The sequence below is a fragment of the Chitinophaga arvensicola genome (genome assembly GCF_900110835.1).
Lineage (GTDB): Bacteria > Bacteroidota > Bacteroidia > Chitinophagales > Chitinophagaceae > Chitinophaga > Chitinophaga arvensicola.
In genome coordinates this window covers 2666599-2693425 of sequence record NZ_FOJG01000002.1, presented here as the reverse complement: position 1 = coordinate 2693425, position 26827 = coordinate 2666599, and the positions used below count along the sequence as shown (strand labels likewise).

The 26827-nt window shown below is 47.5% G+C and carries 22 protein-coding genes; 16 read left to right on the top strand and 6 right to left on the bottom strand.

The genetic code is table 11. The features are described from left to right. The first annotated feature begins 20 nt into the window (after positions 1-20). Both BMW79_RS28175 and BMW79_RS28170 read left to right on the top strand, forming a co-directional pair. Complete coding sequence (locus BMW79_RS28175; RefSeq protein WP_218150468.1) at positions 21-1040, top strand: PorP/SprF family type IX secretion system membrane protein; 1020 nt, start codon at positions 21-23, stop codon at positions 1038-1040. A 27-nt stretch (positions 1041-1067) separates the two neighbouring features. Next, on the top strand, positions 1068-2651 hold the full coding sequence (locus BMW79_RS28170) for a tetratricopeptide repeat protein (RefSeq protein ID WP_089901173.1): 1584 nt from the start codon (positions 1068-1070) through the stop codon (positions 2649-2651). Between the two features lie 34 nt (positions 2652-2685). On the opposite strand, the gene BMW79_RS28165 is transcribed toward BMW79_RS28170, so the two are convergent. From BMW79_RS28165 to BMW79_RS28150, 4 genes are all read right to left on the bottom strand, one after another. Then, on the bottom strand, positions 2686-2955 hold the full coding sequence (locus tag BMW79_RS28165) for a hypothetical protein (protein ID WP_089901170.1): 270 nt from the start codon (positions 2953-2955) through the stop codon (positions 2686-2688). Positions 2956-3035: 80 nt separating this feature from the next. Continuing rightward, complete coding sequence (locus BMW79_RS28160) at positions 3036-3935, bottom strand: LysR family transcriptional regulator (RefSeq protein ID WP_089901160.1); 900 nt, start codon at positions 3933-3935, stop codon at positions 3036-3038. Between the two features lie 10 nt (positions 3936-3945). Next, on the bottom strand, positions 3946-4743 hold the full coding sequence (locus BMW79_RS28155; protein WP_089901157.1) for a hypothetical protein: 798 nt from the start codon (positions 4741-4743) through the stop codon (positions 3946-3948). A gap of 176 nt (positions 4744-4919) precedes the next feature. Continuing rightward, a complete protein-coding gene (locus tag BMW79_RS28150; RefSeq protein ID WP_089901154.1) occupies positions 4920-6038 on the bottom strand; it encodes a hypothetical protein in 1119 nt (372 codons plus the stop codon). A gap of 122 nt (positions 6039-6160) precedes the next feature. On the opposite strand from BMW79_RS28150, the gene BMW79_RS28145 reads away from it, so the two are divergent. The 6 genes from BMW79_RS28145 to BMW79_RS28120 all read left to right on the top strand — a co-directional run bounded on the left by BMW79_RS28145 (position 6161) and on the right by BMW79_RS28120 (position 18012). After that, the gene (locus BMW79_RS28145; RefSeq protein ID WP_089901151.1) at positions 6161-7609 is read left to right on the top strand and encodes a hypothetical protein; all 1449 of its coding nucleotides are present in this window, start codon (positions 6161-6163) and stop codon (positions 7607-7609) included. Between the two features lie 157 nt (positions 7610-7766). Further along, positions 7767-10928: an AAA domain-containing protein gene (locus BMW79_RS28140; RefSeq protein ID WP_089901147.1), complete on the top strand. Its 3162-nt coding sequence runs from the start codon at positions 7767-7769 to the stop codon at positions 10926-10928. Positions 10929-10993: 65 nt separating this feature from the next. Next, positions 10994-11374, top strand: a complete 381-nt coding sequence (locus BMW79_RS28135) for a hypothetical protein (RefSeq protein WP_143059288.1) — start codon at positions 10994-10996, stop codon at positions 11372-11374. An 87-nt stretch (positions 11375-11461) separates the two neighbouring features. Then, complete coding sequence (locus BMW79_RS28130; RefSeq protein ID WP_089901143.1) at positions 11462-15826, top strand: CusA/CzcA family heavy metal efflux RND transporter; 4365 nt, start codon at positions 11462-11464, stop codon at positions 15824-15826. 11 nt (positions 15827-15837) lie between these two features. Further along, positions 15838-16977: an efflux RND transporter periplasmic adaptor subunit gene (locus tag BMW79_RS28125; RefSeq protein WP_089901140.1), complete on the top strand. Its 1140-nt coding sequence runs from the start codon at positions 15838-15840 to the stop codon at positions 16975-16977. Positions 16978-17130: 153 nt separating this feature from the next. Next, on the top strand, positions 17131-18012 hold the full coding sequence (locus tag BMW79_RS28120; protein ID WP_089901137.1) for a DUF2490 domain-containing protein: 882 nt from the start codon (positions 17131-17133) through the stop codon (positions 18010-18012). A 19-nt stretch (positions 18013-18031) separates the two neighbouring features. Here the strand turns inward: BMW79_RS28120 and BMW79_RS28115 are convergent, their stop codons facing one another. Together BMW79_RS28115 and BMW79_RS28110 are read right to left on the bottom strand one after the other, a co-directional pair. Next, the gene (locus BMW79_RS28115) at positions 18032-18445 is read right to left on the bottom strand and encodes a VOC family protein (protein WP_089901134.1); all 414 of its coding nucleotides are present in this window, start codon (positions 18443-18445) and stop codon (positions 18032-18034) included. A 213-nt stretch (positions 18446-18658) separates the two neighbouring features. After that, positions 18659-19390, bottom strand: coding sequence for a hypothetical protein (locus BMW79_RS28110; RefSeq protein WP_177192366.1), 732 nt, complete (start codon positions 19388-19390; stop codon positions 18659-18661). Positions 19391-19580: 190 nt separating this feature from the next. Here BMW79_RS28110 and BMW79_RS28105 point away from each other — a divergent pair, with 190 nt between their 5' ends. The 8 genes from BMW79_RS28105 (at position 19581) to BMW79_RS28070 (ending at position 26826) form a co-directional block, all read left to right on the top strand. After that, positions 19581-20507, top strand: a complete 927-nt coding sequence (locus tag BMW79_RS28105; protein WP_177192365.1) for an alpha/beta fold hydrolase — start codon at positions 19581-19583, stop codon at positions 20505-20507. Between the two features lie 84 nt (positions 20508-20591). After that, positions 20592-20945, top strand: coding sequence for an S-adenosylmethionine decarboxylase family protein (locus BMW79_RS34440; RefSeq protein ID WP_089901127.1), 354 nt, complete (start codon positions 20592-20594; stop codon positions 20943-20945). Between the two features lie 188 nt (positions 20946-21133). Beyond that, positions 21134-22240 (top strand): DUF4178 domain-containing protein, encoded by a 1107-nt coding sequence (locus tag BMW79_RS28095; RefSeq protein ID WP_177192364.1) that lies wholly within the window; start codon positions 21134-21136, stop codon positions 22238-22240. Next, positions 22240-22449 carry a hypothetical protein gene (locus BMW79_RS28090; protein ID WP_089901123.1) on the top strand — a complete coding sequence of 70 codons (210 nt, stop codon included), beginning with the start codon at positions 22240-22242 and terminating at the stop codon, positions 22447-22449. Before BMW79_RS28095 ends, BMW79_RS28090 begins: the two co-directional genes overlap by 1 nt. Before the next feature lie 11 nt (positions 22450-22460). After that, positions 22461-22676 (top strand): DUF350 domain-containing protein, encoded by a 216-nt coding sequence (locus BMW79_RS28085; protein WP_089901120.1) that lies wholly within the window; start codon positions 22461-22463, stop codon positions 22674-22676. Positions 22677-22689: 13 nt separating this feature from the next. Continuing rightward, complete coding sequence (locus tag BMW79_RS28080; RefSeq protein ID WP_089901118.1) at positions 22690-24189, top strand: polyamine aminopropyltransferase; 1500 nt, start codon at positions 22690-22692, stop codon at positions 24187-24189. Then, complete coding sequence (locus tag BMW79_RS28075) at positions 24164-25807, top strand: FAD-dependent oxidoreductase (RefSeq protein WP_089901115.1); 1644 nt, start codon at positions 24164-24166, stop codon at positions 25805-25807. Before BMW79_RS28080 ends, BMW79_RS28075 begins: the two co-directional genes overlap by 26 nt. A 68-nt stretch (positions 25808-25875) precedes the next feature. Continuing rightward, positions 25876-26826, top strand: a complete 951-nt coding sequence (locus tag BMW79_RS28070) for a DUF6624 domain-containing protein (protein WP_143059286.1) — start codon at positions 25876-25878, stop codon at positions 26824-26826. The last annotated feature ends 1 nt before the right edge of the window (position 26827 follow it).

Below are 26827 nucleotides of genomic sequence, written 5' to 3'. Positions count from 1 at the left end.
GACTTCTTAAAGAATCTCGTATGACCATAAGCGTGAAATCAAAGTTGATGTTGCTGTTAGTGTTGGCAGGGCTGGTGTTCAAACCAGCCCGTACCCTCGCACAGCAAAATTTACAGTTCAGTCAATATGTATTTAACATGTTGAGCGTGAATCCTGCCTATGCGGGATATAAGGAAGACCCTTATGCAAATGCCATCTACCGCAAGCAATGGGTCAATTTTCCCGGCGGGCCACAAACCGGCGGGGTGTCGATAGACGGTGCCCTCAACGCTTCCCGCGACAACCGCGTGGGGCTGGGGTTACAGGTGATGTATGACAAACTGGGCCCGCAGGATGCCACCTCTATCTACGGCATGTATTCTTACCGTATTCCATTAAATGAAGACGGTGACAAACGTTTATGTCTTGGGGTAGGCGCCGGCGTTACACAATACGCTATTGACGGTGCGACCCTACAGTACAACGATGCCAATGACCCCTCCATTCCGCTGGGAAGGGCCTCTACCTGGGTGCCGGATGCACGGTTCGGTGTTTACTATTTTACATCAAAATTTTATGTAGGCGCCTCCGTGATGGATCTCTTCTCTTTATATACCGATGCCTCCCGGTATTACTGGAAAGGCTACCAGTATAAAACCATCCGTAAAACACAACACCTGTACGTAAATGCCGGGGTCATGTTTGATCTTTCTGAAAACGTAAAATTCAAACCATCTCTCCTGATAAAAGAAGATTTTAAAGGACCTACCAACGTAGATCTCACCGCTTTATTCCTAATCGCCGACAGGCTATGGGCAGGCGGTTCTTACAGAACAGGCGTAAAGCTGTGGAACAAACCGGCGCTGGATAAAGACCTGGAACAACTTGATGCTGCCAGCGTACTCGTACAGTTTAACATCACCAATCAATTCAGGTTAGGATACGCATATGATCTGACCATCAATAAAATGGCTTCTTTCCAGAGCGGATCACATGAAATATCTATCGGGTTTTTATTCCCCGGAAAGAAAGCCCGGGTAATCAGTCCTAGATATTTCTAATGCAGGGATTTCATTTAAACAGACACCATGAAAAAATATGCTGGTATAATTTTACTCATCTTATCTGTACAATTTTTACAGGCACAGGAGCAATTGACGTTGGATCAACAGGCCGCTATTTATTACGCCAAATACGATTATGCAAGAGCCGCCTCTTTGTATGAACGCATTGCCGCAAAGAAAAAAGACAAGACAAAAACGCTGGTGCTGGAAAGACTGGCCGATTCGTACCGGCGCATCAATGAATATGCGGCGGCGGCCGACTGGTACGCCAAGCTGCTGGCCCGTTCCGACGCATCGCCGGATGCACGGCTGTACTATGGTGATATGCTGAAGAGTCTTGGTAAATACGCAGAGGCGAAAGCCGCTTATTCCCAATATGCATCATCAGACCGCGTAAAAAACCGTATCGAAGGTTGCGATGCGGCGCAACAATGGATCCAGTCGCCCACGCCTGTGAGCATCCGCAATGTAGAACGACTTAATACCGCCGGCGCCGATTGGGGCGCTACCCATTATCCCGGCGGCATCGTGTTTGTATCAGATTCATTGTACCGCAAACAGCTCGACAACGGCAGCCGTTTTAACCGGAACCTGTATGGCCGTACACGTACCGATTACCAGAATCTTTATATCGGAGATACCGCCAGCTATGGCAGCGTTTACATCGAAGATTTTTCTCCCACCTTCAATCACTCCAGGTATCACGTAGGCCCCGCTACCTTTGATAAAGATTTCCATACGGCTTATGTTACCATGACAGATTTCGACCGCCGCATTCCGGCAGTAAAGGAAAATAAAGTGAAGTACGGCTACCGCCGCCTGGAATTGTTTTCCTCCCAGAAAGAAGCCAATGGCAAATGGGGCGATTTAACCGCATTCCCTTATAACAAACCAGACGAGTATTCTGTAGGTCATGCTGCCCTCAGCAGCGATGGCAACACGCTGTACTTTGCGTCGGATATGCCTGGCGGACAAGGAAGTACCGATATCTGGTACAGCGAAAAACAGGGAGATGGTAAATGGGGCGCACCAGTTAACTGCGGGCCTTCCATTAATACCGCAGAAGAAGAGGAGTTTCCCACTATTGCGCCGGATGGCAGCCTGTATTTTTCCAGTAAAGGCTGGGTAGGTATGGGTGGTTTTGATATTTTTCACACTACCGGCAGTAAAACACAATGGAGCGCGCCGGAAAACCTGCGGTATCCTACCAATTCTTCCGGGGATGATTTCTATTTTGTAGCCTCCGCTGCCGGAGATACTTATTTTGCTTCCAATCGCCCTGGTGGTAAAGGAAGCGATGATATTTATGCGATTACTACCCCTGAAATATATACCCTTACCAATATTCCGCCCGGACTCGTGATACCGTTTATCGGCACGGTATGTCCGCCGCTGGCAGATGCGTGTATCTACATCTACAACAAGCAACGGCAGGTGGGTTGGTGCTTTATCGGGCAACCCGGCCGGGAAATCAACCTGACACTCGAAAAGGATACCGATTATGAAATCCGTATCCATCGGGGCAACAGGGTAGACACTATCGAATTAAATACCAGGGGTATGAAAGACGGAGAAGTATTAAGAAAAGAGATTTGTCCTGGTAAATAAGCATTTTTTTGCGGGCAATGGCCGATAGCAGCCGCTATTCGCCATTGCTCAGCATCTCCATTTCCAGCAGTTTGCTGCCTCCCGCAAAATCAGCCGCCGCATCGGGGCATAACATCATTCCCAGGGAGTTCATCATCTTTTGAGACACATTATCAATATCTTCTGTGGTGGTAGCCAGAAAAGGCGCCTGGCTTTTTAACCGCTGGATCAGCGCATTCTTCTGCGCTACAGAAATATCCACCAGCTTATTAATTCTTTCTACCGCTGCCTTGTACAGTTCGTCGTAATAAAAAAGCATGTTCATATCAAACCGGTTATTTTGTACGGTTCAAATGTAGCCCTAACGTTATAATCCTGGCTATATGAAAATATTATGACCTATAATTAATAATTATAAATGGATCTGGCCATTTTGATAAAGCGTTTGTTGAGGTCGCTGGTTTCGCCCTTGCGCTGGATGAAGTAAAAGCTGCGCTCTATCCGCAGTCCTTCGAAGGAAAGGATGGTCAGTTCCCCATGTTGCAGCTCTTTGGCGATAGATCGGGTGGAGAGGAATCCTACACAACCGGATTCCAGCAGGAAATTTTTCAATGCTTCTGTGCCACCGAGCCTGACTTTTATTTTCAGGTCATTTAACCGGATCTTACTTTTCTGTAAACCTTTCTTGAGTGCTTCCAATGTGCCACTGCCGCGTTCGCGGATAGCCACGGGCATCTGGAGGATGTCTTTCAGCGGGTAATTCTTTTTGCGGGCCAGCGGGTTATCGCGGCTGCACACGGCTACGATCTGGTCTTTCAGAAAAGGCTGATAGGTAATATTGCTCAGTTGTCCTTTTTCTTCGGTGACGCCTATATTAATTTCTTTATCGAGCAGTGCCTGTAGTACAATTTCACTGTTGCGGTTCAGCAGTGAAATATCGACCAGCGGATATTCCCGGTGAAAGGCGGACATTACTTTTGGCAGGATATACAGGGCCGCAGTGGTGCTGGCGCCGAGATTCAGCATACCGGTAGCCTGCTGCTGATCGTGGATCACGGAAATATCAAATTCCGTTTCCTGTTGGATATGCCGCACGGTGAGCAGGCGGTTATATAACAGCTGACCTGCTTCCGTTAGTTCTATCTGCAAACCTTTTCTTTCGAATAACTTGGTTTTATATTGTTCTTCCAGTCCCTTGATATGTGTACTTACGGCGGGTTGTGAAATAAACAAAGCCTGGCTGGCCTTCGAAAAGCTTTTCTGATGGGCCACTTCCATAAAGATCTGGTGCCGGTTCGATAACATGTGTGCAAATTTAAGGTGCGTACAGGATTTCTCTGCGCCGGACAAAAAGAACCTTATCCTGGTAGCCGGTTACTTTGTTATTCATGATTTCTACTTTTTCTATCCAGTTATCATGAAGGTCGTATGTAAATTCATACCGGTGGATGGTTCTTTCAGAAGTGCCGGAAGCAGTGATCTTATCAGTTATTTTGGCGGTGAGATGTCCTTGTGCATTATATTCACAATGGGTCAATTCTACGGCGTTATTATCCGTAAGATCCGTGGCAGTTCTGAATTTGTGTTCTTCCAGCAATTGTTGCTGCGCATTGTATTTGCTGCGGGTAATTTCCTGTAAGGCGCCGTAGGAGGAATAACGGGTAGTTTCTGTGCGGATACCGTTTGCATCGGTATGTGTATCGGTTTCCCATTCTTCATTATACGGATCTTCTTCTACGGGGATAGGCTCGCCGTTTTGCAGGCATTCCAGCACATTGCCGGCTTCATCGTACCTGGTATAGTAAGTGTCTTCGCTGTAATATTCGGTACTGTCTTTCAGCGCGCCGTTTTCAAAATAATTGTGTTTATAGATCTTGCCTTTAGCAGCAGATGTCAGTGTTTTCTCTACCAGGCAACCTTGCGCATCAAAAGTGTAGAGGAGGGTTTTATCCAGCTCGTGACTGGCGGTATAATCTTCCCATTTGAGCAGACTTCCTCTTTCATCAAAAAAGGATAAGTCGTACCCGTAATATTTACCATCAGGATCTGTGGTAGCATATTTCATTTGTAGTACCGCACCTGTCAATTCGGTATCTGCCAGTGTCTGTTTCATGGTACCTAAAGTTATTGGAAACAATATGAAATACCACAATTTTAATGCTTATTTCTGGATGAAATTTTTTGAGTGGGGAGGGAGGGTAGTTTTCCGGGAGATGATAATGCAGTAGGGCATACTATGCCGGCAACCTTTTCCAGGTGGCCGGCATAGTATACCGTTCAGAAAACAAGTTATTTACCGAACGTAAGGTTTTCAAATTTATCCAGGCGGGCAATGATTCCCCAGCCGTAGAAGTTATTGGCCACGGCGATCATCACTTCATTATCGCCTGCTTTCAATGGCAGTGAAAAAGACGCGTTGTCGATGGAGCAACGGCCATCAGGTTGTTTCATTGCCGGCAGACTGTACAGGTTTTTATCTACATAGGCGAAATTACCATTTACAAACACCCATACTTCATCACTGAAACCCAGGCTCACCTGGCGTACCTGTGCTACCGTGGAATGGATGTTGGTTTTGAGCCACACTATTCTGCGGGCACGGTCGGCCATGCCGCCAAATTTGCGGGTGAGGTTGATCAGTCCTTTTCTTTCTGCCCATATACTTTCCCACGCAGCATCTTTTGCGGGTTTCCAGTCCAGGCTGAAATCCAGGTTGACGGGCGTAGTTATGGGTGTACTCAGTTGCCATTGACGCAGATAACGCGGGTCATTATCGGTAATGTCGATGCCTGCATCCGGCGATAATGCTTCCGTTTGTGCCGGCTTCACCACCAGGTTGGCAATAATTGCCTGTCCGTCAAATGCCAGTCCGCCGTCTGTGGTATTACCTTCTAACCGGGGAACCTGCAATACCGGATGGATGGTATCATTGACGTATACACGCATCTGCTTCCCGGATATGACGAGTTTTACGTGGTTCCATTGGTCTTTCGCAAACCAGGTGGCCGACTGGTACTCAGGCAGCATATCCCATAGATTGATGCCACCAAGATGGGGAGCGTATTGTACGGCATCGCCTTTTCCCGCTTCGGCAGTCCGGAAATAAAAGCACTCATTTTCGGCCTTGCTGTTGCGCCGGAAATAAAACGAAGTGAAGTAAGGATCGAGCGGTTCCATATCATATTCAATGGTACCATTGGTAAAATCCAGTTGCTTCAATACTGCCGAGTCTTTCGTCGTTAGGATCTTCATGGCAGGCACCGATTTATACGTGGTAAATTCCACTCCTCCGGGCCGGAACTCCCAATTGGACGCTTGTAATGGTACCTGGATGGCAGTAGGACGTTTCTGCGCCATAGTCCATAAAGGAAAGAGGCAAAGTAAATACGCGGCGGCTGTTTTTGTCATGACCTGTTTTTTAATTTTGAATGGATAGGTCTGCAAAGCTGAATAATAACTAATTTCAGGACGAATCATCCGCGCATCAAGTCTGTGCAAATCCGTGCAAGCGGGCAATCGACTAACAGGTAATGAATAATAGTTTTGAAATAAATTATATACGGAAGTGTCTGGCGCTGGCGGAAGCCCGCTTGAATCGCGGTGAAAGCAGCGAATGGACGAGTTATGATATCGAAAAACTCAGCATTGCTATAGAAGAGGCAACCGGTGTTACGCTCAGTGTGACCACCTTGAAAAGATTATGGGGAAAGTTGAAGTATACGAATATGCCGGCCACCACAACGCTGAATACGTTGGCGCAGTTTGTCGGGTATGCCGACTGGGGGGAGTTTAAACGCGGAGTAGCGGAAGAGCAGATGCCACAGAGGACCCGGGAACAGGACGTAGAGGGCGGCATTACTCCGAAAGATCATACAAGGACACCGACAACCACCGGCGCTTACGCAGGGAAGCCGCCGGAAGAAGGCAATAACGCATTCGTGCAGGTACCGGATGGCATCATCTCCGGCATGCACGCAACAGAACCGTTGCCGGCAGGGAACTCCTCTCCGGTGCAATACGGGTTACCCGCCCGCCGCCGCTATTGGCTCTACTGGCTTCTCGGACTGTTGCCGCTGGCTGCACTCGTTTATACATTGCTGTTATCCCATACAAAACCTGGCAGGTCCCTATCTCCCGAAAATTTTACTTTCAGCAGCAACAAAATAATGCTGCAGGGGGTGCCTAACTCCGTGATCTTTAGTTATGACGCCACTGCGGCGGGCGCAGATTCCGTTTTTATTTCACAGAGTTGGGATGTGCGCCGCAAGGTAGCCGTGTCGGCCCGGGAGAAAAATTATTCGTCAATTTATTACTACCCGGGTTATTTCCGCGCCAAATTAATGGTGAATAAACAGATTGTAAAAGAACATGACCTTATGATCTCCTCTGGCGGCTGGCTGGCGCTCATTGAACCGCCGTCGGAAGTACCGCTCTATTTCCGGAAAACAGAAGTCGTCAAAGGAAACAGTATCGAAGTGGACAAAGCGCTGTTAGCACAATACCACGTGCCATTGCAGCCAAACCCGCCAGCAGTCCGGTTCTTTTATGTGCAATCATTCCAGGATCTCCGTAACGATCATTTTACCTTTGAAACTACCCTGAAAAGTGATTATCAACAGGGCACGGCCGCTTGTCAAAGGGTGGAAGTACTGATCCTTTGTAAAGATGATGTGATCATCATTCCTTTATCTGCCAAGGGATGCGTGGGCGATTTGTCGCTCTATGCCGCCGGCGCCAGCGTCAGTAGCCGGGATGCAGATCTCTCCCGGTTTGGCTGCGACCTGTCGCAGTGGGTAAAACTGCGTGTAGTGGCAAAAGACCGGCACATACAGTTTTTTGTGAACGATAGCATGGCTGCAGAACTTAATTTTCCGCACTATCCTACGGAAATAGTGGGACTGCAATACCGGTTTAATGGCACTGCAGCAGTAAAAGATACCCGCTTTACGAAAGATAGTGCAGTGATTGATCTGCAATAGCGCCTGCTGCGTTCATCATTTACCGGTTAATAGGGCTTATGGCGTATAGTCGTATCCGGGAACTATATTGATCAATTTTATAGCTGTTATATTACCATCTTCCCGAAAAATTATTAGCAGATGATTGCTTATCTTGGCTGGCTAAACGACGCAGATAATGCCCCCTCCTGATAACCCTGGTAATGTGCTTTCTTCCTGGATTGCCCTGGAAGTTTTATCACCACAAACATTCACAGATCCACGGGATCTGGTATCCGGTTCCTATAGTAGTATTGTGCCTATAGGGGTGACGCCGCTTCCATGGGAAGGCGAAGAAGGGCCGGTTAAACCCAATTTCCGTGCATACTATCAGGTGATACTGGACACTATTTATTTTGATAAAGCTATCCATTCGCTTCTGGAGATCTATGCTGACAAACGCCCGGAACGTCCGGGGGTAAAAGGAGAAGCTATTATGGCGACGGTGATCGTTGATGATAAAGGCCGTCCCTGCCGGGAGCCGGCCGGCAATATTTCCAGCTTTGGGTGGGGATTGAAACCTGCATTGGATAGGGACTTGAAAAGATTATCGGAATGGTCTGCCGCAGAAAAGAAATGGAGTGAGGAGCTTCACAAGTTACTTTATGTAAAAGATAAAGCTGGTGAGGTGCTTCCACTTACGGCAGAGAAGCTCGTAGCAGCAAGACAATTTTTGCACGAAGCCCTGGCGATCCCCGCGTCATTCGTAAAGCATAAAAGTTTTGCGATCCGTACTTATCAACCTGTCAGAAGTGGCGCACCTGAGCCGCTGCTGTTAAATAGTTTTTTTCTTGGCGATCTGCAAACGGCTATCCGTTTGTTTAAGCAGCAATCAGCCAACAATAACCTGCAAAGGTATCTTGGTGTATTGCCACCACCATTCCGTACTCCGCTGTTAAAAGATTCTGTAGCATTGGAACAACTGATTGCGCCGGAAAGGATTCCTCCGGCCAGATGGCCTGGCCCGGGAAGACATTCGTTGGTGTTACTACAGCAGGCCGCAGTTAATGCTGCTTTGGGTGAGGTGAAAAAAGGAGATATTATTGCAGTAAACGGACCTCCAGGCACCGGCAAGACAACCCTGCTAAGGGATATGATGGCAGGACTTATTACAGCCCGTGCAGAAGCCATGTGTACCTTTAAAGATCCGGCAACGGCCTTTAAAGAATCTGGAGAAAAAATTCTGATCAACAGCGCCACTCTGAGATTACACAAACTCGATGCACGGTTGAAAGGGTTTGAGATGCTGATCGCTTCTTCCAACAATAAAGCCGTGGAAAATGTGAGTGCTGAATTACCTGGTTTGCAGGCTATTGCTGCGGATGCGGAAGAACTCCGCTACTTTACTGCATTATCTGATGAATTACTTGGAAAGGAGAGCTGGGGCCTGGTAGCAGCGGTGTTGGGAAATGCGCAGAACCGGAATAAATTCAGAGAAAAGTTCTGGTGGGACAGGGAAGTGGGGATGTCTACCTATCTCGCCGAGGCAGCGGGCACTGAGCAGTTTGTCAATAATGGAGTGGATCCCAATGAACGTCATCAACCCCGCATCATTGCAACGGCTCATGCGCCTGCAGGTGAAGTGGCCGCCCGGGCAAACTGGAAAGCGGCAAGAGCTGATTTTGAGGAAAAGTTGAATGAGAGCCGGGAGCGTTTGGCTGCATTGGAGCGCATCCGGCAGAAAGTATTGGGCTTGTCGGCCCTGGTAAAAAAGGCAGCGCGGGCAAAAGCCGCTCTGCAGGAGGCCAAACGGCAAATGAAAGAAGCTGCTGGAGGATGGAATGCATTGAACACTGCCTTTCAGCAGGCAGAAGAGGCAGTGCTACAGGCCAGGATAGCAGTGGCTCAACACGAATCCTTACGTCCTGGTTTCTGGGCGCGTCTGTTTAATACGAGTTCCGTAAGACGCTGGAAGAGCGAGCGGGAAGTGAAATTGTTGCAGCTGCAACTGGCTGAGAAAAAGCAGGCCGCCGCAGCAAACAGTTTTCACCATCTCCAGCGGCTGATAATGGAATATGACATCAACCACAACAAACTGGAAAAACGTAGTAAGCATGCTGCTGCTAACCTGAAGCAGGCAGAACGGGAAATAGAAAAGCTGCGTACAACAAGCGGTATGCAGTTGATAGATGATCATTTTTTCAAGTTGCCACATGGAGAGCAACATCTGTCTTCACCTTGGTGCGATCCGGAAACACAACGGTTACGCGACAACGTTTTCATCGCAGCAATGAAAGTGCACAAGGCGTTTATTGACGCTGCGGCTAAACCGTTGAAACATAATCTGGGTGCACTCATGCACTTTTTCTCAAACGGCAATATGACCGATATTAAGAAAGCTGCCCTGTTGGCGGATCTTTGGTCTTCCTTATTTTTAATCGTCCCGGGAATATCCACCACTTTTGCTTCCGTGGAACGAATGTTCAGGGACCTGCCGCTGGACAGCCTTGGATGGCTGCTGATAGATGAAGCCGGGCAAGCTTTACCGCAGGCTGCAGTAGGCGCATTAATGAGAACCCGTCATGCTGTAGTGGTGGGTGATCCGATGCAGATCCCTCCGGTAGTAACACTTCCGGAGGCACTGACGCAGGGTATCTGTCGTTCGCTTAAAACAGATCCCAACCGATTTAATGCCCCGGTAGCTTCCGCGCAAACACTGGCCGATGCGGCGACCTGTTATTATGCGGAGTTTGAAGGCCGCTCAGGTACCCGCATAGCAGGTATGCCGTTGCTGGTGCATCGCCGCTGCAATGATCCGATGTTTAGTATCTCAAATGCCATTGCCTACGAGAATCTGATGGTAACCGCTAAACGGCCGGGTAATTCCCCCATACGCGATTGCCTTGGCGCCTCTGCCTGGATACAGGTGACAGGCACTGCGTCGGATAAATGGTGTCTGGAAGAAGGATACGCCGTGCTGGAACTGCTGGGTAGACTCAAACAGTCGGCCATTCCGCCGGAGTTATATATCGTTACGCCATTTAAGATAGTTGCCGACAGTCTGCGCACACTCATTTGGGATGCGGGCATTCTTAATGGCTGGGTAGATGATCCGGGTAAATGGCCACAGGAGCGGATAGGTACCGTGCATACGGTACAGGGACGCGAAGCGGAAGCCGTTATTCTTGTCCTTGGGGCCACCATGGAAGATCAGGACGGTGCCCGCCAATGGGCCGGTGATCCGCCAAATCTACTGAATGTGGCTGTAACCCGCGCTAAAGAAGTATTGTATGTGATCGGTAACCGCAACCGGTGGAAAACGGCCGGCGTATTCCATGATCTGGCAACCAGGGTAAAGTAACATTTCCATCCCCACTTATCAAAAAGAGCCGGCACTTATGGCCGGAATTTCTATCTTTGCCCCCTGTGAAAAAAAGAAGGGCATACATATTATTCTTCATATTCATATTTCATCTGACGGCCTTCGACCAACTGCTGAAGTTACCAAACCTGGTAACACATTACCTGGAACACCAGGAGCGGGATTGCCATATCAGCGTGATGGACTTCCTGTGCATGCACTACTGGGGCAACGACCTGGATGATAATGACGACGACCGTGACCAGCAACTGCCCTATAAAACTGTAGATATTCACGCCCTGCACCATTCTTTTGTGCCATTGGCCAAAACGGTTACCATTAAACAACAGGACTACAGCGATCTTCTCATCGATTATCCCATACTAAAAGATAATTACCTGCCCGAGCCTACTATGAAGGCGTTGTTCAAACCTCCCCGGGCTTAATCCGCTTTCTATTTTTTAAATGAATGGCCGTCTGTTATCACAGGCGCCATCCTGCATTTTATTCCATTTGATTTAACGAACAAGGACATGCTAAATAAAATTATTAGCTTTTCTGTAAAGAATAAGCTGATTATTGGGCTCTTTGTACTGGCACTCATTGGCTGGGGAACTTTTGAAGTAACCCGGCTTCCGATCGATGCCGTACCGGACATTACGGATAACCAGGTACAGGTGATCACCGTTTCTCCCTCTCTCGGAGCCCCTGACGTAGAAAGGTTAATCACTTTCCCGATAGAACAATCCTGTAGTAACATTCCCGGGCTGAAACAAATCCGGAGTTTTTCCCGGTTTGGTTTGTCGCTGGTCACCATCGTATTTAATGATGAAACAGATGTATACTGGGCACGGCAGCAGATCAGTGAACGACTGCAACAGGTACAACAGGAAATTCCTGCCGGTATCGGCTCCCCTGAAATGGCGCCGGTAACCACCGGTCTGGGTGAAATTTACCAGTACGTAGTACGGCCGCTGCCGGGCTATGAAGGAAAATATGGTCCCATGGAACTGCGTACCCTGCAGGACTGGGTAGTGCGCCGCCAATTGCTCGGCACACCCGGTGTGGCAGATGTGAGCAGCTTCGGGGGGCAACTGAAACAATATGAAATCGCCGTCAGGCCCGGTCAGCTGAAAGCCAATAACGTTACCATTGCAGACGTATTTGAAGCGCTGGAGAAAAATAATGAGAACACCGGTGGCGCCTATATTGAAAAAGGCCCAACGGTATTGTATATACGTAGTGAAGGACTTACCCGCAGTATCCCGGATATCGAACAAATTGTGGTGAAATCGCTGGACAACGGCATGCCCCTGCTCATCAGGGATGTGGCCGAAGTGAAGCTGGGCGCCGCTACCCGCTATGGCGCTATGTGTTTCAACGACAAAGGAGAGGTAGCCGGCGCGGTAGTGATGATGCTGAAAGGAGAAAACTCCTCTGCTGTTATTAAAAGAGTAAAGGAAAAAGTAGCAGAGATACAAAAATCCCTGCCCGAAGGTGTGGTCATTGAACCATTCCTGGATCGTACCAAAATGGTGAACAACGCCATTAAAACGGTGGAAACAAACCTGGTGGAAGGCGCACTGATCGTGGTGTTTGTACTGGTGTTCTTCCTCGGTAACCTGCGGGCCGGATTAATCGTTTCTTCTGTGATCCCGCTTTCCATGCTGTTCGCTATTATCCTGATGAATAAGTTCGGCGTAGGCGGTAACCTGATGAGTCTTGGTGCGATCGATTTCGGATTGATCGTAGATGGTACGGTGATCGTTGTAGAAGCTATTCTGCACCGGTTTTCCCATTCCAAACATTTCAGGAATATCGGTAAACTCGATCAGCAAACCATGGATGCAGAAGTAAATGCGTCGACCGGCAGTATGATCAAATCGGCTGTTTTCAGCCAGATCATTATCCTGATCGTATACATTCCTATTTTATCGCTGCAGGGTATCGAAGGAAAGATGTTCAAGCCGATGGCCTTCACGGTGGCTTTTGCCATATTGGGCGCCTTCCTTTTATCGATCACTTATGTACCGATGATGAGCGCGCTCTTTCTCAGTAAAAAAATCAGTCATAAAAAATCACTGGCCGATCGGATGATGATCTGGCTGGAAAGGAGATATCAGCCCTTGCTGACGAGGATCATGCGATTCCCGAAATCGCTGATTGCCGGTACGCTGGTATTGTTTGCCATTGCGGTGTTTATCCTGGGAAAAATGGGAGGGGAGTTTATCCCGGAACTGGAAGAAGGGGATTTTGCGGTGGAAACGCGCCTGTTAACCGGTAGTAGCCTCAATACCACTATCAACGCTACGCAGAAAACGGCCGCCATACTGCTAAAGAAATTTCCCGAAGTAGAAAAGGTGGTTACCAAGATTGGCAGCGCAGAAATTCCAACCGACCCGATGCCATTGGAAGCCAGCGACATGATGGTGATCCTGAAAGATAAAAAAGAATGGACCTCTGCACATACTTTCGACGAACTGTCAGCGAAGATGAGCAAGGAACTGGCGGTGGTACCCGGTGTTAGCGTAGGTTTCCAGTTTCCCGTGCAGATGCGTTTCAATGAACTCATGACCGGCGCCCGTCAGGATGTGGTGTGTAAGATTTTTGGAGAAGACCTGGACTCGCTGGCCTTTTACGCAGGCAAACTGGGCGATATCATCAAAGGCGTGGATGGTGCTATCAACCTTTACGTGGAAACCGTTACCGGTATGCCACAGGTGGTGATCAGCTATAACCGCGACGCTATGGCTAAATACGGACTCAATGTAAGTGATATCAACCGCGTAGTGAACACGGCTTTCGCCGGGCAAAGCACCGGACTGGTATATGAAGGAGAAAAACGGTTTGACATGGTGGTACGACTGGCAGACGATGCCCGGCAACATCTCTCTGACGTACAAAACCTCCTGATTCCCACCCGGCAGGGTATACAGATTCCCCTGAACCTCGTAGCTACCGTGGAAGAAACAGAGGGGCCGAACCAGATCCAGCGCGAAAATACCCGCAGAAGAATCATCGTTGGATTCAATGTAAACGGCAGGGATGTACAGACCATCGTAACGGAATTGCAACAAAAGGTAGCGCAACAGCTCAAATTGCCGCCAGCTTATCATATTGTGTATGGTGGGGCTTTTGAGAACCTCACAGCAGCTAAAGAACGCTTGTCGATCGTAGTACCGATTGCGTTGTTTATGATTTTTATGCTGTTATATTTTGCCTTTAATTCCGTGAAACAGGGGTTGCTTATTTATACGGCCATCCCACTATCGGCTATCGGCGGTATTCTTGCGCTGTGGATGCGTGATATGCCTTTCAGTATTTCCGCCGGCGTAGGTTTTATCGCACTCTTTGGTGTGGCGGTATTAAACGGAATTTTGCTGGTATCGGAATTTAACCGCCTGAAGAAAGAAGGCTGGAAAGATGTGAGCCGAATAGTAGTACATGGCACCAAAACTAAGCTCCGTGCCGTTTTAATGACAGCCCTGGTGCCGTCTTTAGGTTTTATTCCGATGGCTGTGAGCAACGGCGCCGGTGCGGAAGTACAGAAGCCGCTGGCTACTGTGGTCATCAGCGGACTGATCATCTCTACCATCTTAACTTTATTTGTGTTACCTGTGTTTTATATTCTCTTTGAAAAAGGCTTTGGTTATTTCAAACCTGGTAAACGTGCCCTTGCAGTTGTTGTTGTATTACTGATGGCTGCTCCTGCTGCGCTGCATGCACAACAGCGCGTATCGCTGGAAGATGCGGTGACGCTGGCCCGGAAGAGCAACCTGAACATACAGGCATCGCGTATCGGAGAAGAATACTATCAATCGCTGCATAAAAGTCACCTCGATTTCGACAAAACAAACGTAGGCGTGGAATATGGTAAGCTGAACAGCGTGGCCAATGATAACCGCTTTACGATCTCGCAGGGTATTCAGTTTCCGACGGTATATAAACACCAGCGGGATATCAACAATACCAATATCACGCTGAGCAAAACCAGTACGCTTCAAAAGGAAGTGGAGCTGACAGCAGCCGTGAAACAGGCGTTTTATGGGCTACTGGTGTTACAGCAGAAGGAGAAGTTATTGCTACAGGCAGATAGCATTTACCATAATTTTCTCCAGAAATCCGAGTTACGCTTCAATGCCGGTGATGTGGATATTCTCGAAAAATCAACCGCAGAGAACCAACGGCTGCAGATTTCCAATCAGCTCGCGTTGCTGCACACGGAATATGAAACATCGCTGAATCATTTCCGGATGTTGCTGAATAGCCCGGAAATACTGGTGCCTGCCGGAGATAGCCTTATCTATCACCTTGCAGCATTGCCGGATACAGGGGCGGTAGCCCATGCACCAGCGATTGTTTCACAACAACAATTGGTAGAACGCAGTGTGCAGGAAAATAAACTGGAGAAAAGCAAACTGCTACCCACTTTGAACCTGGGATATAATAACACGAGTATCATCGGTTATCAGCGTATAGGCGCCGACGAGAAGTATTTCGGTGGTGGTGATCGTTTTTCCTCTGTGAGCGCAGGTATCGGTATTCCTGTATTCAGTATCGGGCAGCGGTCGCGGATTAAAGCCACCAATGTGCTGATCCGGCAGCAACAGCGTGAACTGGATGCCAACAGGCAGCAAATGAATGTGGCCCTGGAAAATGCATTGCAGGTATATGCACAGCATACCCGGCTGGTGAATATGTACCAGTCGAGGTTACTGGGTAATGCCAACGGCATCATTGCAGCCGCCAACAAGCGTCTTGCGGCGGGTGAAATCGGCTACCTGGAATGGGTGATCCTGGTGAACCAGTCACTCGAAATGCGGGCGAATTATTTTGCTGTCATAGAACAACTTAATAACGCTGCCTTTACCATTGAAAAATTAAGCGGCATTCAATAAAAATCTGTAGTATGAAAACATTCATCATCATAGTATGCAGCCTGGGAATAATGTTGCCGGCCTGTAAAGAAAATAAACCGGCGGATAAAGCGCCGGAAAGTAAAACGGCCGAAGCATCGGTGAGCAATGAAGTACAGCTTACGCCGGAACAAATCAAAACGGCAGGTATTGTTATTCATCCTGCGGAAAACAGGAACATGCATACCGTATTGAAAGTAAACGGTGTGGTAGATGTACCTCCACAGAATATTGTATCGGTAAGTATGCCACTCGGAGGCTATTTGAAAAGTATGCACCTGCTGCCTGGTATGCAGATCGCCAAAGGGCAGGTAATGGCTACCCTGGAAGATCCACAGTATATCCAGTTGCAGGAAGATTACCTGATTGCCAAAAGCAAGCTGCGTTTCCTGGAGGCCGACTTCGTGCGACAGAAAGAGCTGAATGAGTCAAAGGCGAACAGCGATAAAGTATTTCAACAGGTAAGAAGTGAATACGAAGCGCAAAAGGTAATGGCGGGTGCACTCCGCGAAAAGCTTCAGTTGATCAATATCAATCCCGATAAATTAAGTGAAGGAAATATCACCCGCAGCGTTAATTTATACGCACCTATCAGCGGATTTATTACCAGGGTAAATGTGAATACAGGCAAGTATGTAAATCCGACGGATGTATTGTTTGAGCTGATTAACCCGGGAGATCTGCACCTGAGCCTGACCGTGTTTGAAAACGATCTGCAACAGCTGGCAGAAGGACAAAAAGTGACCTGTTTTACAACAGCTAACGGAGGTAAGAAATACGGCGCCAAAGTACATCTCATTACCCGCAATGTAGATGCTAACCGTTCCGGTGAAGTGCATTGCCATTTTGATCAGTACGATAAGTCGTTGATACCGGGCATGTTTATGAATGCAGAAATTGAAATGGACAACGCTCATGTTAGTGCGGTACCGGATGATGCCGTGGTGAAATGGGAAAACAAACAATACATCTTTGTGGCGGTTACAGCAGATAAGTTTGTGATGACACCGGTGCAAACCGGCACCAGCAATGGTGGTTTCACAGAAATTAAAACGGATCTCAGTGATAAGAAGATAGTCACTGAAAATGCTTATTCCCTGTTGATGAAAATGAAAAACAGCGGAGAGGAATAGACCTGCGAAAAGGGATCGCAGCTTGCGGTCCCTTTTTCTTTCCGAACAAATTACCCTTGCGGGTTGTTTAACACAGATATCGCACTTCCCCATTATACTCTCCTGGCATAATCCACTGCAGCAATCGTCTCATTTTACTTTAATTTATAGGAAATGAGCGCAGGCAGATACATCTTCATTTTACTGATACTGGCAGCTGGTAATTTGTTTTCCCGGAAAGCAACGTGTCAATCTGCCGAAAAGAGGACAACAGTACCTGCGTTTATGTCGTGGTTTGAAAGCGATATTGTAGGTAAAATACATGGTCCCTTTTCCTGGCAAACGGATATACAATTCAGAACATCATCTAACGAAAGAAATATTGGAAATGGTCAGCACGGCAATCCCTGGGCGAATCCTTTTCAGGTGGTGGTACGTCCGTGGATACACTATGATCTTGGTGCTACGGGGTTGAAATTTTCTGTATCGCCTATGGGTTATTGGGCTACCTGGAACTACTACAACGGGGAAGATACGTTTGAGCCAGAGATCAGGAGTTCTTTCCAGGTGCAATACAGCAGCCGGGCCGGGCGGGTATACCTCACCAACCGGTTGCGGTATGAATTGCGCTGGTATGGACAGGAAAAACCGGTGAATAGCGGATTTCATGTGCCGGCAGGGAGTAATACCGACTTTTTCAGCGACGACAGTTTTAAGCAGCGTCTGCGATATATGTTCCGGGCCTGGATTCCGCTGAGTGGAAAAGAACTGGTACCGGGTACCTGGTATGTTTCTACGTTTGATGAATTATTTATAGGCTTCGGGAAAAATGTAACCAGTCAGCATACCTTCGACCAGAATCGTTTTTATGCAGGATTGGGCATGCAGGTTGGTCATATGATGCGCTGGGAGGTGGGTTACATGAACCAGGTATTGCCGAGATTTAATCAACCGCCTGATTACAATAATGTTGAACTGAACCATATCCTCGCTACGTGGCTGTTTTTCGACAACGTAGGCGCATTATTCCAAAAAAAATCCGGTCAGAAAAAATAGCTTCCTGACCGGTATTTCTTTATTTGGATTTTGCTTCGAGAATTTCCAGGTAATGTGGGTTGTACATGACGCCCAGTACATTGCCGAAGGGGTCTACTACGGAGGCCGTTACAAATCCATGTCCGCGTTCCGTAATCTCTTCGTTTTCTGTGGCGCCCATGGCCAGTAACCTCTTAACGGTGGCTTTTATATCGTCTACATGCCAGTACATGATAGCGCCGCCCGGACCGCTGGCAGTTGGATTTGGAGAGTACTTGCTATCGATGATACCCAGCTCGTGCTGGTAGTCGCCAATGCGGAATTCGGCATAACCGGGCATTTCGAAATATGGCGGAACGCCGGTCAACTCAGTGTACCATTTTTTTGCAGCTTCATGGTCTGCGGCGAAGTAGCTGACAGTGGCGAATCCTCTCAAAGTGTTTGTAGTACTCATATAGGTTTGTTTTTAGGATGATATTTTTATTGTCTGATGTAAAAGTAGAAAGGGGGTATGACAACCCTATGTCAGCAGCAAACAGCGATGATGAAAAATAGTTTGAATGCCACTTTTTAAGATAAAAATCTGCATGTCAAAGCTGTCGGTGTAAGGGGGGGCAATGAATTTACGGTTTTTGGGGTAAATGGGGGCCGGCAGCAAGAGGATAGCCTATTTCTTTTTGTTTACTACCTCTAATACCTGTTCAAACGTCTCCGGCGTCATCGTTTCCAAATTCGGCAGTGTTGCCATCGTAAAAGATTGCTCCGTCGTTTTGGGTTTTTCCTTTGGCGTATCAAACATATTATCACCGGTGGTACGGATCGCTTTCCGTGTTGAGAAATTGACGCTGTAGGTATTCATCTCCCCGGAAGACCGGTGAATGTCTTCACTGGAATAGCCGATCAGTTCAAATTTTCCTTTCTGGTAGCGGAATAAATAGTCTTCTATGCTGGTAGTCCAGGAACCGCAGCTCGACCAGTAATGCTGCCGCAGCGTGAGCACTCCTTTTTTTATGGTGAGTACATCGTCTTCTATACGATCCGATTCACAGGGATTGTCTGCGTTATTGGGACTGGAAATAAAGGACGTACTTTTGGTAGCCAGTTGATAAGTCCCATCTGTTTGCTTAAATAATATCAATACCATCCTGGGGTTCAGATCCATGGTATCTATCCCCATGCCTTCTTCGTTTTTTACGAGTTTCTTCTTGTTTGTTTCCTGGATGATCATGACCACATCTGCGAGGGAGTCTTTGTTCAGATCCCCCGTAGCCTGGGCGAAAAGTTTCCAGCCGCGGGGAATAAAAGAGGATATGTCGCTACCGGTAGCAGGGATGGTTTGTGCGTGTAAAATGGAAAAGGAGAACAGGGCAATGGTAAAAAGACAGATACGGTACAGCATGACTAACGGTTATGAACAAACGATTTATAATAATCCCGGCGCCGCCCGGGATGCCGGCAAATGTACAAATTTTACCTTTTATAATTCCGCAGGCATACTAGATAAAAAATACAAACTCTTTTGCCAGATAACCGGTTTGATAAGTATTTTTGCAAACCGGAACTCCATACTTACAAAACACACAAACATCATGAAATACTTAATGACGGCCTTTATGCTGTTGGTAACGCTTTTCGCGGCGGCACAACCCCTTTATACCAAAACTTACGGAAGCAGTAACAATAAGCCAGTCATTTTTATTCATGGAGGTCCGGGTAGCAGTGCTGTTGCTTTTGAAGTGACGACGGCGCAAAAGCTGGCAGACCAGGGGTTTTATGTGATCCTTTACGACAGAAGAGGGGAAGGACTTTCAAAGGATCTGAAGGCCGCTTACACTTTCCAGGAAACTTTCGACGACCTGAATGCTATTTATAAACAGTTTGGTATCCGGAAAGCTACCCTGATCGGGTTTAGTTTTGGTGGTATTGTTTCCACACTGTACACCGAAAAATATAAAGACCGGGTGGCCGGGCTGGTGTTGGTTAGCGCCTTGTTGTCGCAGCCGGAAACGTACAAGACCATTCTGAAAAAATCAACCGGCATTTACCAGGCCCGAAAAGATACCGCCGGGCTGAATGATATCCTGCGTATTGAAGGCATGGATAAAAGTTCTTTTGAATACAGGGCCTCCTGTTTCAGGCATTCTTCCCGGAATGGCTTTTTTTCCACACCACATCAGAGCGATTTGGCTAAAAGCCTGTACGCCAGGTTGGAGGCGGATCCTGGTTACAGGAAGTTTTCTGCCGGCAAAAATAATGATGCGGTAATGGGTTTCTGGAAAAATGAACACTATTCCACCATGAGTATTTTACCGGTGTTGAAACAATTACAGGCAGATGGATTAAGCATCCATGCCCTGTATGGTAAAGACGACGGGCTGTTTTCCCTGGCGCAGATCAATGAGCTCCGGAGCATGATCGGGAAAACACACCTGCAATACTTGAAGGATTGTTCACACTATTTATACAGCGATCAGCAGCCGGCATTTATTGCAGCATTGACAGGCTGGCTGCGATAAGTCAACTTTTTTCAACGGGTAGCTACAAGGATATTTCAATTTATATCATTACTTTTCCGCCCGGTAATTTTATTTAACCTATATATGGAGTATCAGCCGGGGTTACACCTGTTAGCCACGTTACATAGCCAGCGAACAGACTTATTAGAGGAAAGCAGCCATTGGCGGGCGTTTATCCAAAACCAGATAACGCAGCACGGACTCACTGAGGTGGGTAATTGTGTTCATGATTTTCCTAGCGGGGGGTATACTGCAGTACATTGTCTTACAGAATCACATATTTCCATACATACCTGGCCGGAGTTTGGCTTATGTACCTGTGATGTTTTTCTGTCGAATTTCAGGAAGAACAACGATGCCATTACAACAGCCATCATGGAGCAAGTACAGCAGTTTTTCGAAGCTTCACTGAAAGAACCCCATTGTATCAGAAGATAGATCCCGTACTTTTTATGAGTTCAACTATACCATCCGGATTTACCTGTCCCTCGTGTAAGCAGCAGCATCACGTATTTGCGCCGGAGAAAACGTATATGTACATCTGTGGCAATTGTTACGCTGTGGTTAGAGCGGGCCCTCATGGGATCCATTCAGATTATAAACTTCATCAGCCAAAGGGCAAGCCTATGCTGCGTGTAGGACTGCATGGAATATTGAAGGGCCGGAATTACAGGCTGATTGCTGTGGCAGAACGGTACGAGGTAAATACCAGCTATTACTGGTTCGAATATACGCTGATGGACGATGAAGGGGAACTGGCGTTTTTATCTACTTATGATGGACACTGGAACCTGCTGAAACCCGTTCCAACCAGCGTTTTACCAACACTGGCTACCAATCCCAATCAGCCGGGTGTTAGCTGGGAAGAAGATCAGTTTGAGCGTTTCAGCCGCTACGTGGCCAAATATAACTATGCTTCCGGGGAGTTTCAATGGGAATCTAATCTGCGCAAAGGAGTAGATTGTGTGGAATATATCTGCCCGCCCCGTTTGCTGGCCGTGGAAATCAATACGAACGGTCCTGGCGAAACGGATATTTTTGGCGGGGAATATATTTTACCGGGAGATGTCAGCAAGGCATTTCTCAACGGGGAAGCGCTCCCTAAACCCGTTGGCATTGCGCCTGCCCAGCCACCGAGATGGAATATAGACGCCAGGCGCTTCCTGATAGGAACACTTGTATTCTGTGTATTAGCATTGATCATTCAGACGATGTATGTATATAGCCGGAAACAACAGCCGGTGTTCAGTGAAAGATTGCAGATGGATACGGGGAACGTCAATAAGCCCCTGATCTCCCCATCTTTCAGGCTGGAAGGTCAGACTTCGAATATGGAAGTGCAGCTGGTAGCCGATGTAAACAATAGCTGGTGTGAAGTAGAAGTAAATCTTGTGAATGAGCAAACAGGAAAGGAAACGGCTTTTGTAGTGGGCACGGAGTACTATAGTGGTGTATCAGAAGGAGAGTCCTGGAGTGAAGGTTCCCGTTTGCAGAAAGAGTTTGTTTGCAGTGTAGCGCCGGGCAACTATCACTTCGTTACTACTTTCAGCAAGGATAGCAATGCGCCATCGGTGAGTCTGGACCTTACCGTATGGTGGGATGTACCTACCTGGTGGAATGCCGTGATCGTATCACTGGTAATGACATTGATAGCGGTGGTTATCCAGTTTGTACAAAGGTCGTTTGAAGCAGAGCGCTGGGCTGGGAGTAACGTGATAAAACATCGTAATTAATGAAAGCAAATTTTAAAACAACCGCAATGCAGTGGTGGCAGAAAGATAAATTGCTGATCTGCCTGTTTGCTGCTTTCCTGACAGTTCTTTTGTTGAGCAACCATTATGGTTACCGCATCTGTAACTGTACCAGTACTGAAAAATGGGAACCGGGCGGCACCCGTAACAGCCGCTCACATGGAGGTGTCAATCACTTTTATCATAAATAACCTGCTATTTTATGGAAGCATTACAATTGAAGTATATCCTGGCCTCCGTTATTTACTCCTTTTTAGGTGTGATTATCCTGGTACTGGCCTTCTGGCTGGTAGACCGCCTAACACCGGAGAATACCTGGAAGGAAATTGTTCAGAATAAGAATATGGCGCTGGCTATTGTGGTAGCCGGTTTCATTATAGCAATAGGACTGATCATCAGTTCTGCGATTCATAGTTAAACTGTTTGGAAGGGTGGAAGCATTGTTGTTTTTTTCTGTGTTTGTGATCGCCACCTGTGGCCTGATCTATGAGCTGGTGGCCGGTACGCTGGCCAGTTACCTGTTGGGAGATTCTGTAACACAGTTTTCTACCATCATTGGCGCATATCTTTTTGCGATGGGTATCGGCGCCTGGCTGTCGCGCTTTTTTAAAAAGGAATTGCTAAGCTGGTTTATCCAGCTGGAAATCCTGGTTGGCCTGATAGGAGGAATCAGCTCCGCTGCGTTGTTCCTGCTATTCGAACATGCGTTGTCTTTCCGGCTGATTCTGTATATGCTCGTAGGGCTTACAGGCATCCTCGTTGGCCTGGAATTGCCACTGCTGATGAATATCCTGAAGAATCGCTATGAGTTCCGCGATCTCGTGTCCAGGGTATTTACTTTTGATTATATAGGAGCGCTGCTGGCCTCCATCGTATTTCCTTTGTTGCTGGTACCTTACCTGGGACTCATACGCACCTCCTGTTTCTTTGGTATCCTGAACGTATTGGTGGCCATGATTGTGCTGGTAAAATTCCGTTCGGAAATAAAATGGGCAGCCTATCTGAAAATAAAAGCAGTAGCAGTGATCCTCTTTTTGTCCGGCATCTTTTTCTGGGCAAATGAGATCATGACTTTTTCAGAAGGGATGGCCTTCCGCGATCCGGTTATTTTTACGCATTCTTCTCCTTATCAGCGGATCGTTTTAACCAGAAGTAAGTCGGATCTGCGGCTATATCTTAATGGCAATCTGCAATTCAGCTCTGCAGATGAGTACCGTTATCATGAGGCGCTGGTGCATCCGGTGATGATGTACGGCGGTAGTCGGCGTAAGATCCTTATTCTTGGCGGTGGGGATGGAATGGCTGCCAGGGAACTGCTGAAGTATCCGGAGATAGAACATATCACACTGGTAGATCTGGATCCTTCTATGACAAGGCTTTTCAAGGAAAATACCCTGCTCACAAAACTGAACAGCAACTCCCTCTTATCACCCAAACTTACAATCGTTAATGCGGACGCCTTTCAATGGCTGAAAGAAAATAAAGAGACTTTTAATATAGCGATCATAGATTTTCCCGATCCGGGAAATTATGCGGTGGGCAAGTTGTACACCACTGCCTTTTATCGGCAGTTGCGTCATTCTCTAAACGACAGCAGCGTAATAGTGGTGCAGTCTACCTCTCCCTATGTAGCCCCAAAGGCTTTCTGGTGTGTAAATACCACCTTGCTTACCTGCGGTTATAAGACAATTCCCTATCACACCTATGTGCCTTCGTTTGGCGAATGGGGATATGTAATGGCTTCTCCGGCAGCACTGTATCAGCAACATGATCAGCTGCCCGAAGGACTGCGCTATTTTGCGGCAGGTGTATTTCCGCAGATGCGCCTGTTTACAGCAGATATGGATAAAAGGGCGGTACGGCCCAATCAGTTAAACAACCAGGTGTTGGTGCAATATTTTGAAGATGAATGGGGAAAATACCAGGAGTAATACTTTGACGCGCAAGGATTTTCTGCGCTATATGGCCTTGATTGCCGGCGGTTCTATTACCGTTGGGCAGTATGTTGCCTGCCAGAATAAAACAGACAGATACGCACATATCACCGGTAAAATAAACGGGGCCTCAGCCGCAATTGGTCACCGCATCCGGGAAGGAAGCTTTCCTGTACCGGAGGTAACCACTTATACAGATACGTTAATTGTGGGTAGTGGTATAGCAGGACTTGCCGCTGCCAGGAAACTGCAGCAACAGGGCATTGATTTTAAAGTGTTGGAGCTGGAACCCACCCCAGGTGGCAACGCCGGTTTTGGTAAAAATGCGTACGCCGCCTACCCACTCGGTGCGCACTACCTGCCCCTCCCTAATCTGCAGCATACAGCCCTGTTGGAGTTGCTGGAGGAAGCCGGTATGCTCACAGGCTATGATGCTGCGGGATTGCCCATATACCGGGAAACAGATCTTTGCTTTGACCCGGAAGAACGTTTATTCATTCACGATAGATGGCAGGAAGGACTGGTACCACAATTTGGTGTTCAGGCTGCTGCATTGTCGGAAATTCAGCGTTTTCTGGCAGAAATGGAGCGTTTGCGCCAGGTGAAAGGGGCCGATCAGCTTTTTGCTTTTGATATTCCGGTCGCCAATAGTTCAGCAGATCCTGTGTATACAGCGCTCGATCAGATCAGTATGCGCACCTGGCTGGAACAGAAAGGATACCACTCAGAAGAACTACATTGGTACCTGGATTATTGCTGTCGCGATGACTATGGCGCGGATGCTGCTGCCATCAGTGCCTGGGCCGGTATTCACTATTTTGCTGGTCGCAAAGGCAAGGCAGCCAACGCCGAATCTTCTCAAGTGCTGACCTGGCCGGAAGGCAACGGCCGGCTCATGCAGCACCTCCTGCAATTCAGTAAAGAAAGCCTGTTGCCCAATTCTCTGGTGTACCAGGTAACACCGGCAGGAGATAAGGTGCAGGTAGATTACCTGGATGTGCATCAGGGTATTACGAAACGGATTGTGGCCGATCATTGTATCCTGGCTGTTCCGCAATTCGTTGGGCGCAGACTCTTGCCTGCCAGGCCTCCGGCTGCCAACTTCGTATATTCGCCCTGGTTAGTAGCCAATATTACGCTGGATAATATCCCTGCCGGCAGCGGCTATCCGCTTTGTTGGGATAATGTGGTATACAAAGGGAGATCCCTTGGGTATGTAAACGCGCAGCAGCAAAACATTTCACAGATCTCACCTGATAAACAGGTCATTACCTGGTATCTGCCGCTCGATCATCTTGATCCGGTAAACTCCCGCAAATATGCGCTCGGATTGGATCATGCGCATTGGGTAAAGTTGATTGCCGATGATCTGGCAATCGCTCACCGGCATATTCATGCGCTCATCCGCCGGATCGATGTGCAGGTATGGGGACATGGCATGATACGCCCTCACCCCGGTTTCCTGACCAGCCAGGAACGCCATGCTGTGCAACAAAGCGGGCATTCCAATATTTTCTTTGCCCATTCAGACCTGAGTGGTATTTCCATCTTTGAAGAGGCTTTTTATCATGGTAATAAGGCAGCAGAAAATGTGATCGCAAGGCGCCGGAGTTAACTATTTTTACTATATTTAGTGAGTGCCGTACGTAGCCCTGATTTATCCACGTTTATCACCTGTAGCCCATGATAACTTTTATAAGAAAATACCCGTTTTTAACACTGCTATGTTTGTTTTTCCATGGTACAACGATCGGGCAGGGCCTTACGCCCCCACCGGAATACTATAGCAATATCAGGATCGCCGACTCACTGATGGAACATAAAAATTGCAGGGAAGCAACACTGCATTATGATCTTGCCTTTAAGGCATTTGGTGGAATGGGCACGCCGGCCGACCGGTACAACGCGGCCCGGGCCTGGGCTTGTACAGGTAATATAGATTCCGTCAATAAGATCCTCCGCAACCTATGTTCCAGGTCCCGTTACTGGAACGATGAGAAATTTATCAACGATCCCGCATTTGCTGGTATCAGGAATAAGGAGGAATTTATATCGTGTTTCAGGGAAAATAAAATGAAATACGCACCTGCTATCAATGTGCATCTTTACAATGTACTGGACACCATTTTTAATGATGACCGGAAGTACAGGTTAATGCCGGTGATGAGTCCTTATGGACAGATAGTAGATACTGCCGCAAAAAATGCTGTTATCAGGGAGATGCAAAAAGCAGATGCTTTTAATGTAACCAAAATGACTGCCGTCCTGGATACTTATGGCTGGCTGAGTGCGGAAGAAGTAGGTGTAAACGGAAACATAGCACAGTTCGCAGTTATCCAGCATGCACCATTTGAGGTGCAGGAAAAGTACCTGCCCTTGCTGAAAAAAGCAGTAGCTGAAAACAAGGCCGCTGGAAGTCAGCTGGCATTGCTGGAAGACAGGATCTCCGTTCACAAAAATGGTTACCAGGTGTATGGCAGTCAGCTGGAAACAGATCCGGCGACCAATACCCTGATCCTATTTCCCATTATCGATGAGGTAAATGTGAATGAAAGAAGAAAAGGTGTGGGGCTTGAACCACTGGAGGAATATGTAAAAAGATTCCATCTCACCTATATTCCAAAAACTAAATAAG

Coding starts and splice junctions, on each gene's coding strand:
- BMW79_RS28105 (WP_177192365.1), top strand. CDS start 19,581: ATGAAATACTTAATGACGGCCTTTATGCTGTTGGTAACGCTTTTCGCG.
- BMW79_RS28095 (WP_177192364.1), top strand. CDS start 21,134: ATGCTGCGTGTAGGACTGCATGGAATATTGAAGGGCCGGAATTACAGG.
- BMW79_RS28115 (WP_089901134.1), bottom strand. CDS start 18,445: ATGAGTACTACAAACACTTTGAGAGGATTCGCCACTGTCAGCTACTTC.
- BMW79_RS28175 (WP_218150468.1), top strand. CDS start 21: ATGACCATAAGCGTGAAATCAAAGTTGATGTTGCTGTTAGTGTTGGCA.
- BMW79_RS28155 (WP_089901157.1), bottom strand. CDS start 4,743: ATGAAACAGACACTGGCAGATACCGAATTGACAGGTGCGGTACTACAA.
- BMW79_RS28145 (WP_089901151.1), top strand. CDS start 6,161: ATGAATAATAGTTTTGAAATAAATTATATACGGAAGTGTCTGGCGCTG.
- BMW79_RS28090 (WP_089901123.1), top strand. CDS start 22,240: ATGAAAGCAAATTTTAAAACAACCGCAATGCAGTGGTGGCAGAAAGAT.
- BMW79_RS34440 (WP_089901127.1), top strand. CDS start 20,592: ATGGAGTATCAGCCGGGGTTACACCTGTTAGCCACGTTACATAGCCAG.
- BMW79_RS28160 (WP_089901160.1), bottom strand. CDS start 3,935: ATGTTATCGAACCGGCACCAGATCTTTATGGAAGTGGCCCATCAGAAA.
- BMW79_RS28150 (WP_089901154.1), bottom strand. CDS start 6,038: ATGACAAAAACAGCCGCCGCGTATTTACTTTGCCTCTTTCCTTTATGG.
- BMW79_RS28165 (WP_089901170.1), bottom strand. CDS start 2,955: ATGAACATGCTTTTTTATTACGACGAACTGTACAAGGCAGCGGTAGAA.
- BMW79_RS28130 (WP_089901143.1), top strand. CDS start 11,462: ATGCTAAATAAAATTATTAGCTTTTCTGTAAAGAATAAGCTGATTATT.
- BMW79_RS28085 (WP_089901120.1), top strand. CDS start 22,461: ATGGAAGCATTACAATTGAAGTATATCCTGGCCTCCGTTATTTACTCC.
- BMW79_RS28120 (WP_089901137.1), top strand. CDS start 17,131: ATGAGCGCAGGCAGATACATCTTCATTTTACTGATACTGGCAGCTGGT.
- BMW79_RS28070 (WP_143059286.1), top strand. CDS start 25,876: ATGATAACTTTTATAAGAAAATACCCGTTTTTAACACTGCTATGTTTG.
- BMW79_RS28170 (WP_089901173.1), top strand. CDS start 1,068: ATGAAAAAATATGCTGGTATAATTTTACTCATCTTATCTGTACAATTT.
- BMW79_RS28075 (WP_089901115.1), top strand. CDS start 24,164: ATGAATGGGGAAAATACCAGGAGTAATACTTTGACGCGCAAGGATTTT.
- BMW79_RS28125 (WP_089901140.1), top strand. CDS start 15,838: ATGAAAACATTCATCATCATAGTATGCAGCCTGGGAATAATGTTGCCG.
- BMW79_RS28110 (WP_177192366.1), bottom strand. CDS start 19,390: ATGCTGTACCGTATCTGTCTTTTTACCATTGCCCTGTTCTCCTTTTCC.
- BMW79_RS28140 (WP_089901147.1), top strand. CDS start 7,767: ATGCCCCCTCCTGATAACCCTGGTAATGTGCTTTCTTCCTGGATTGCC.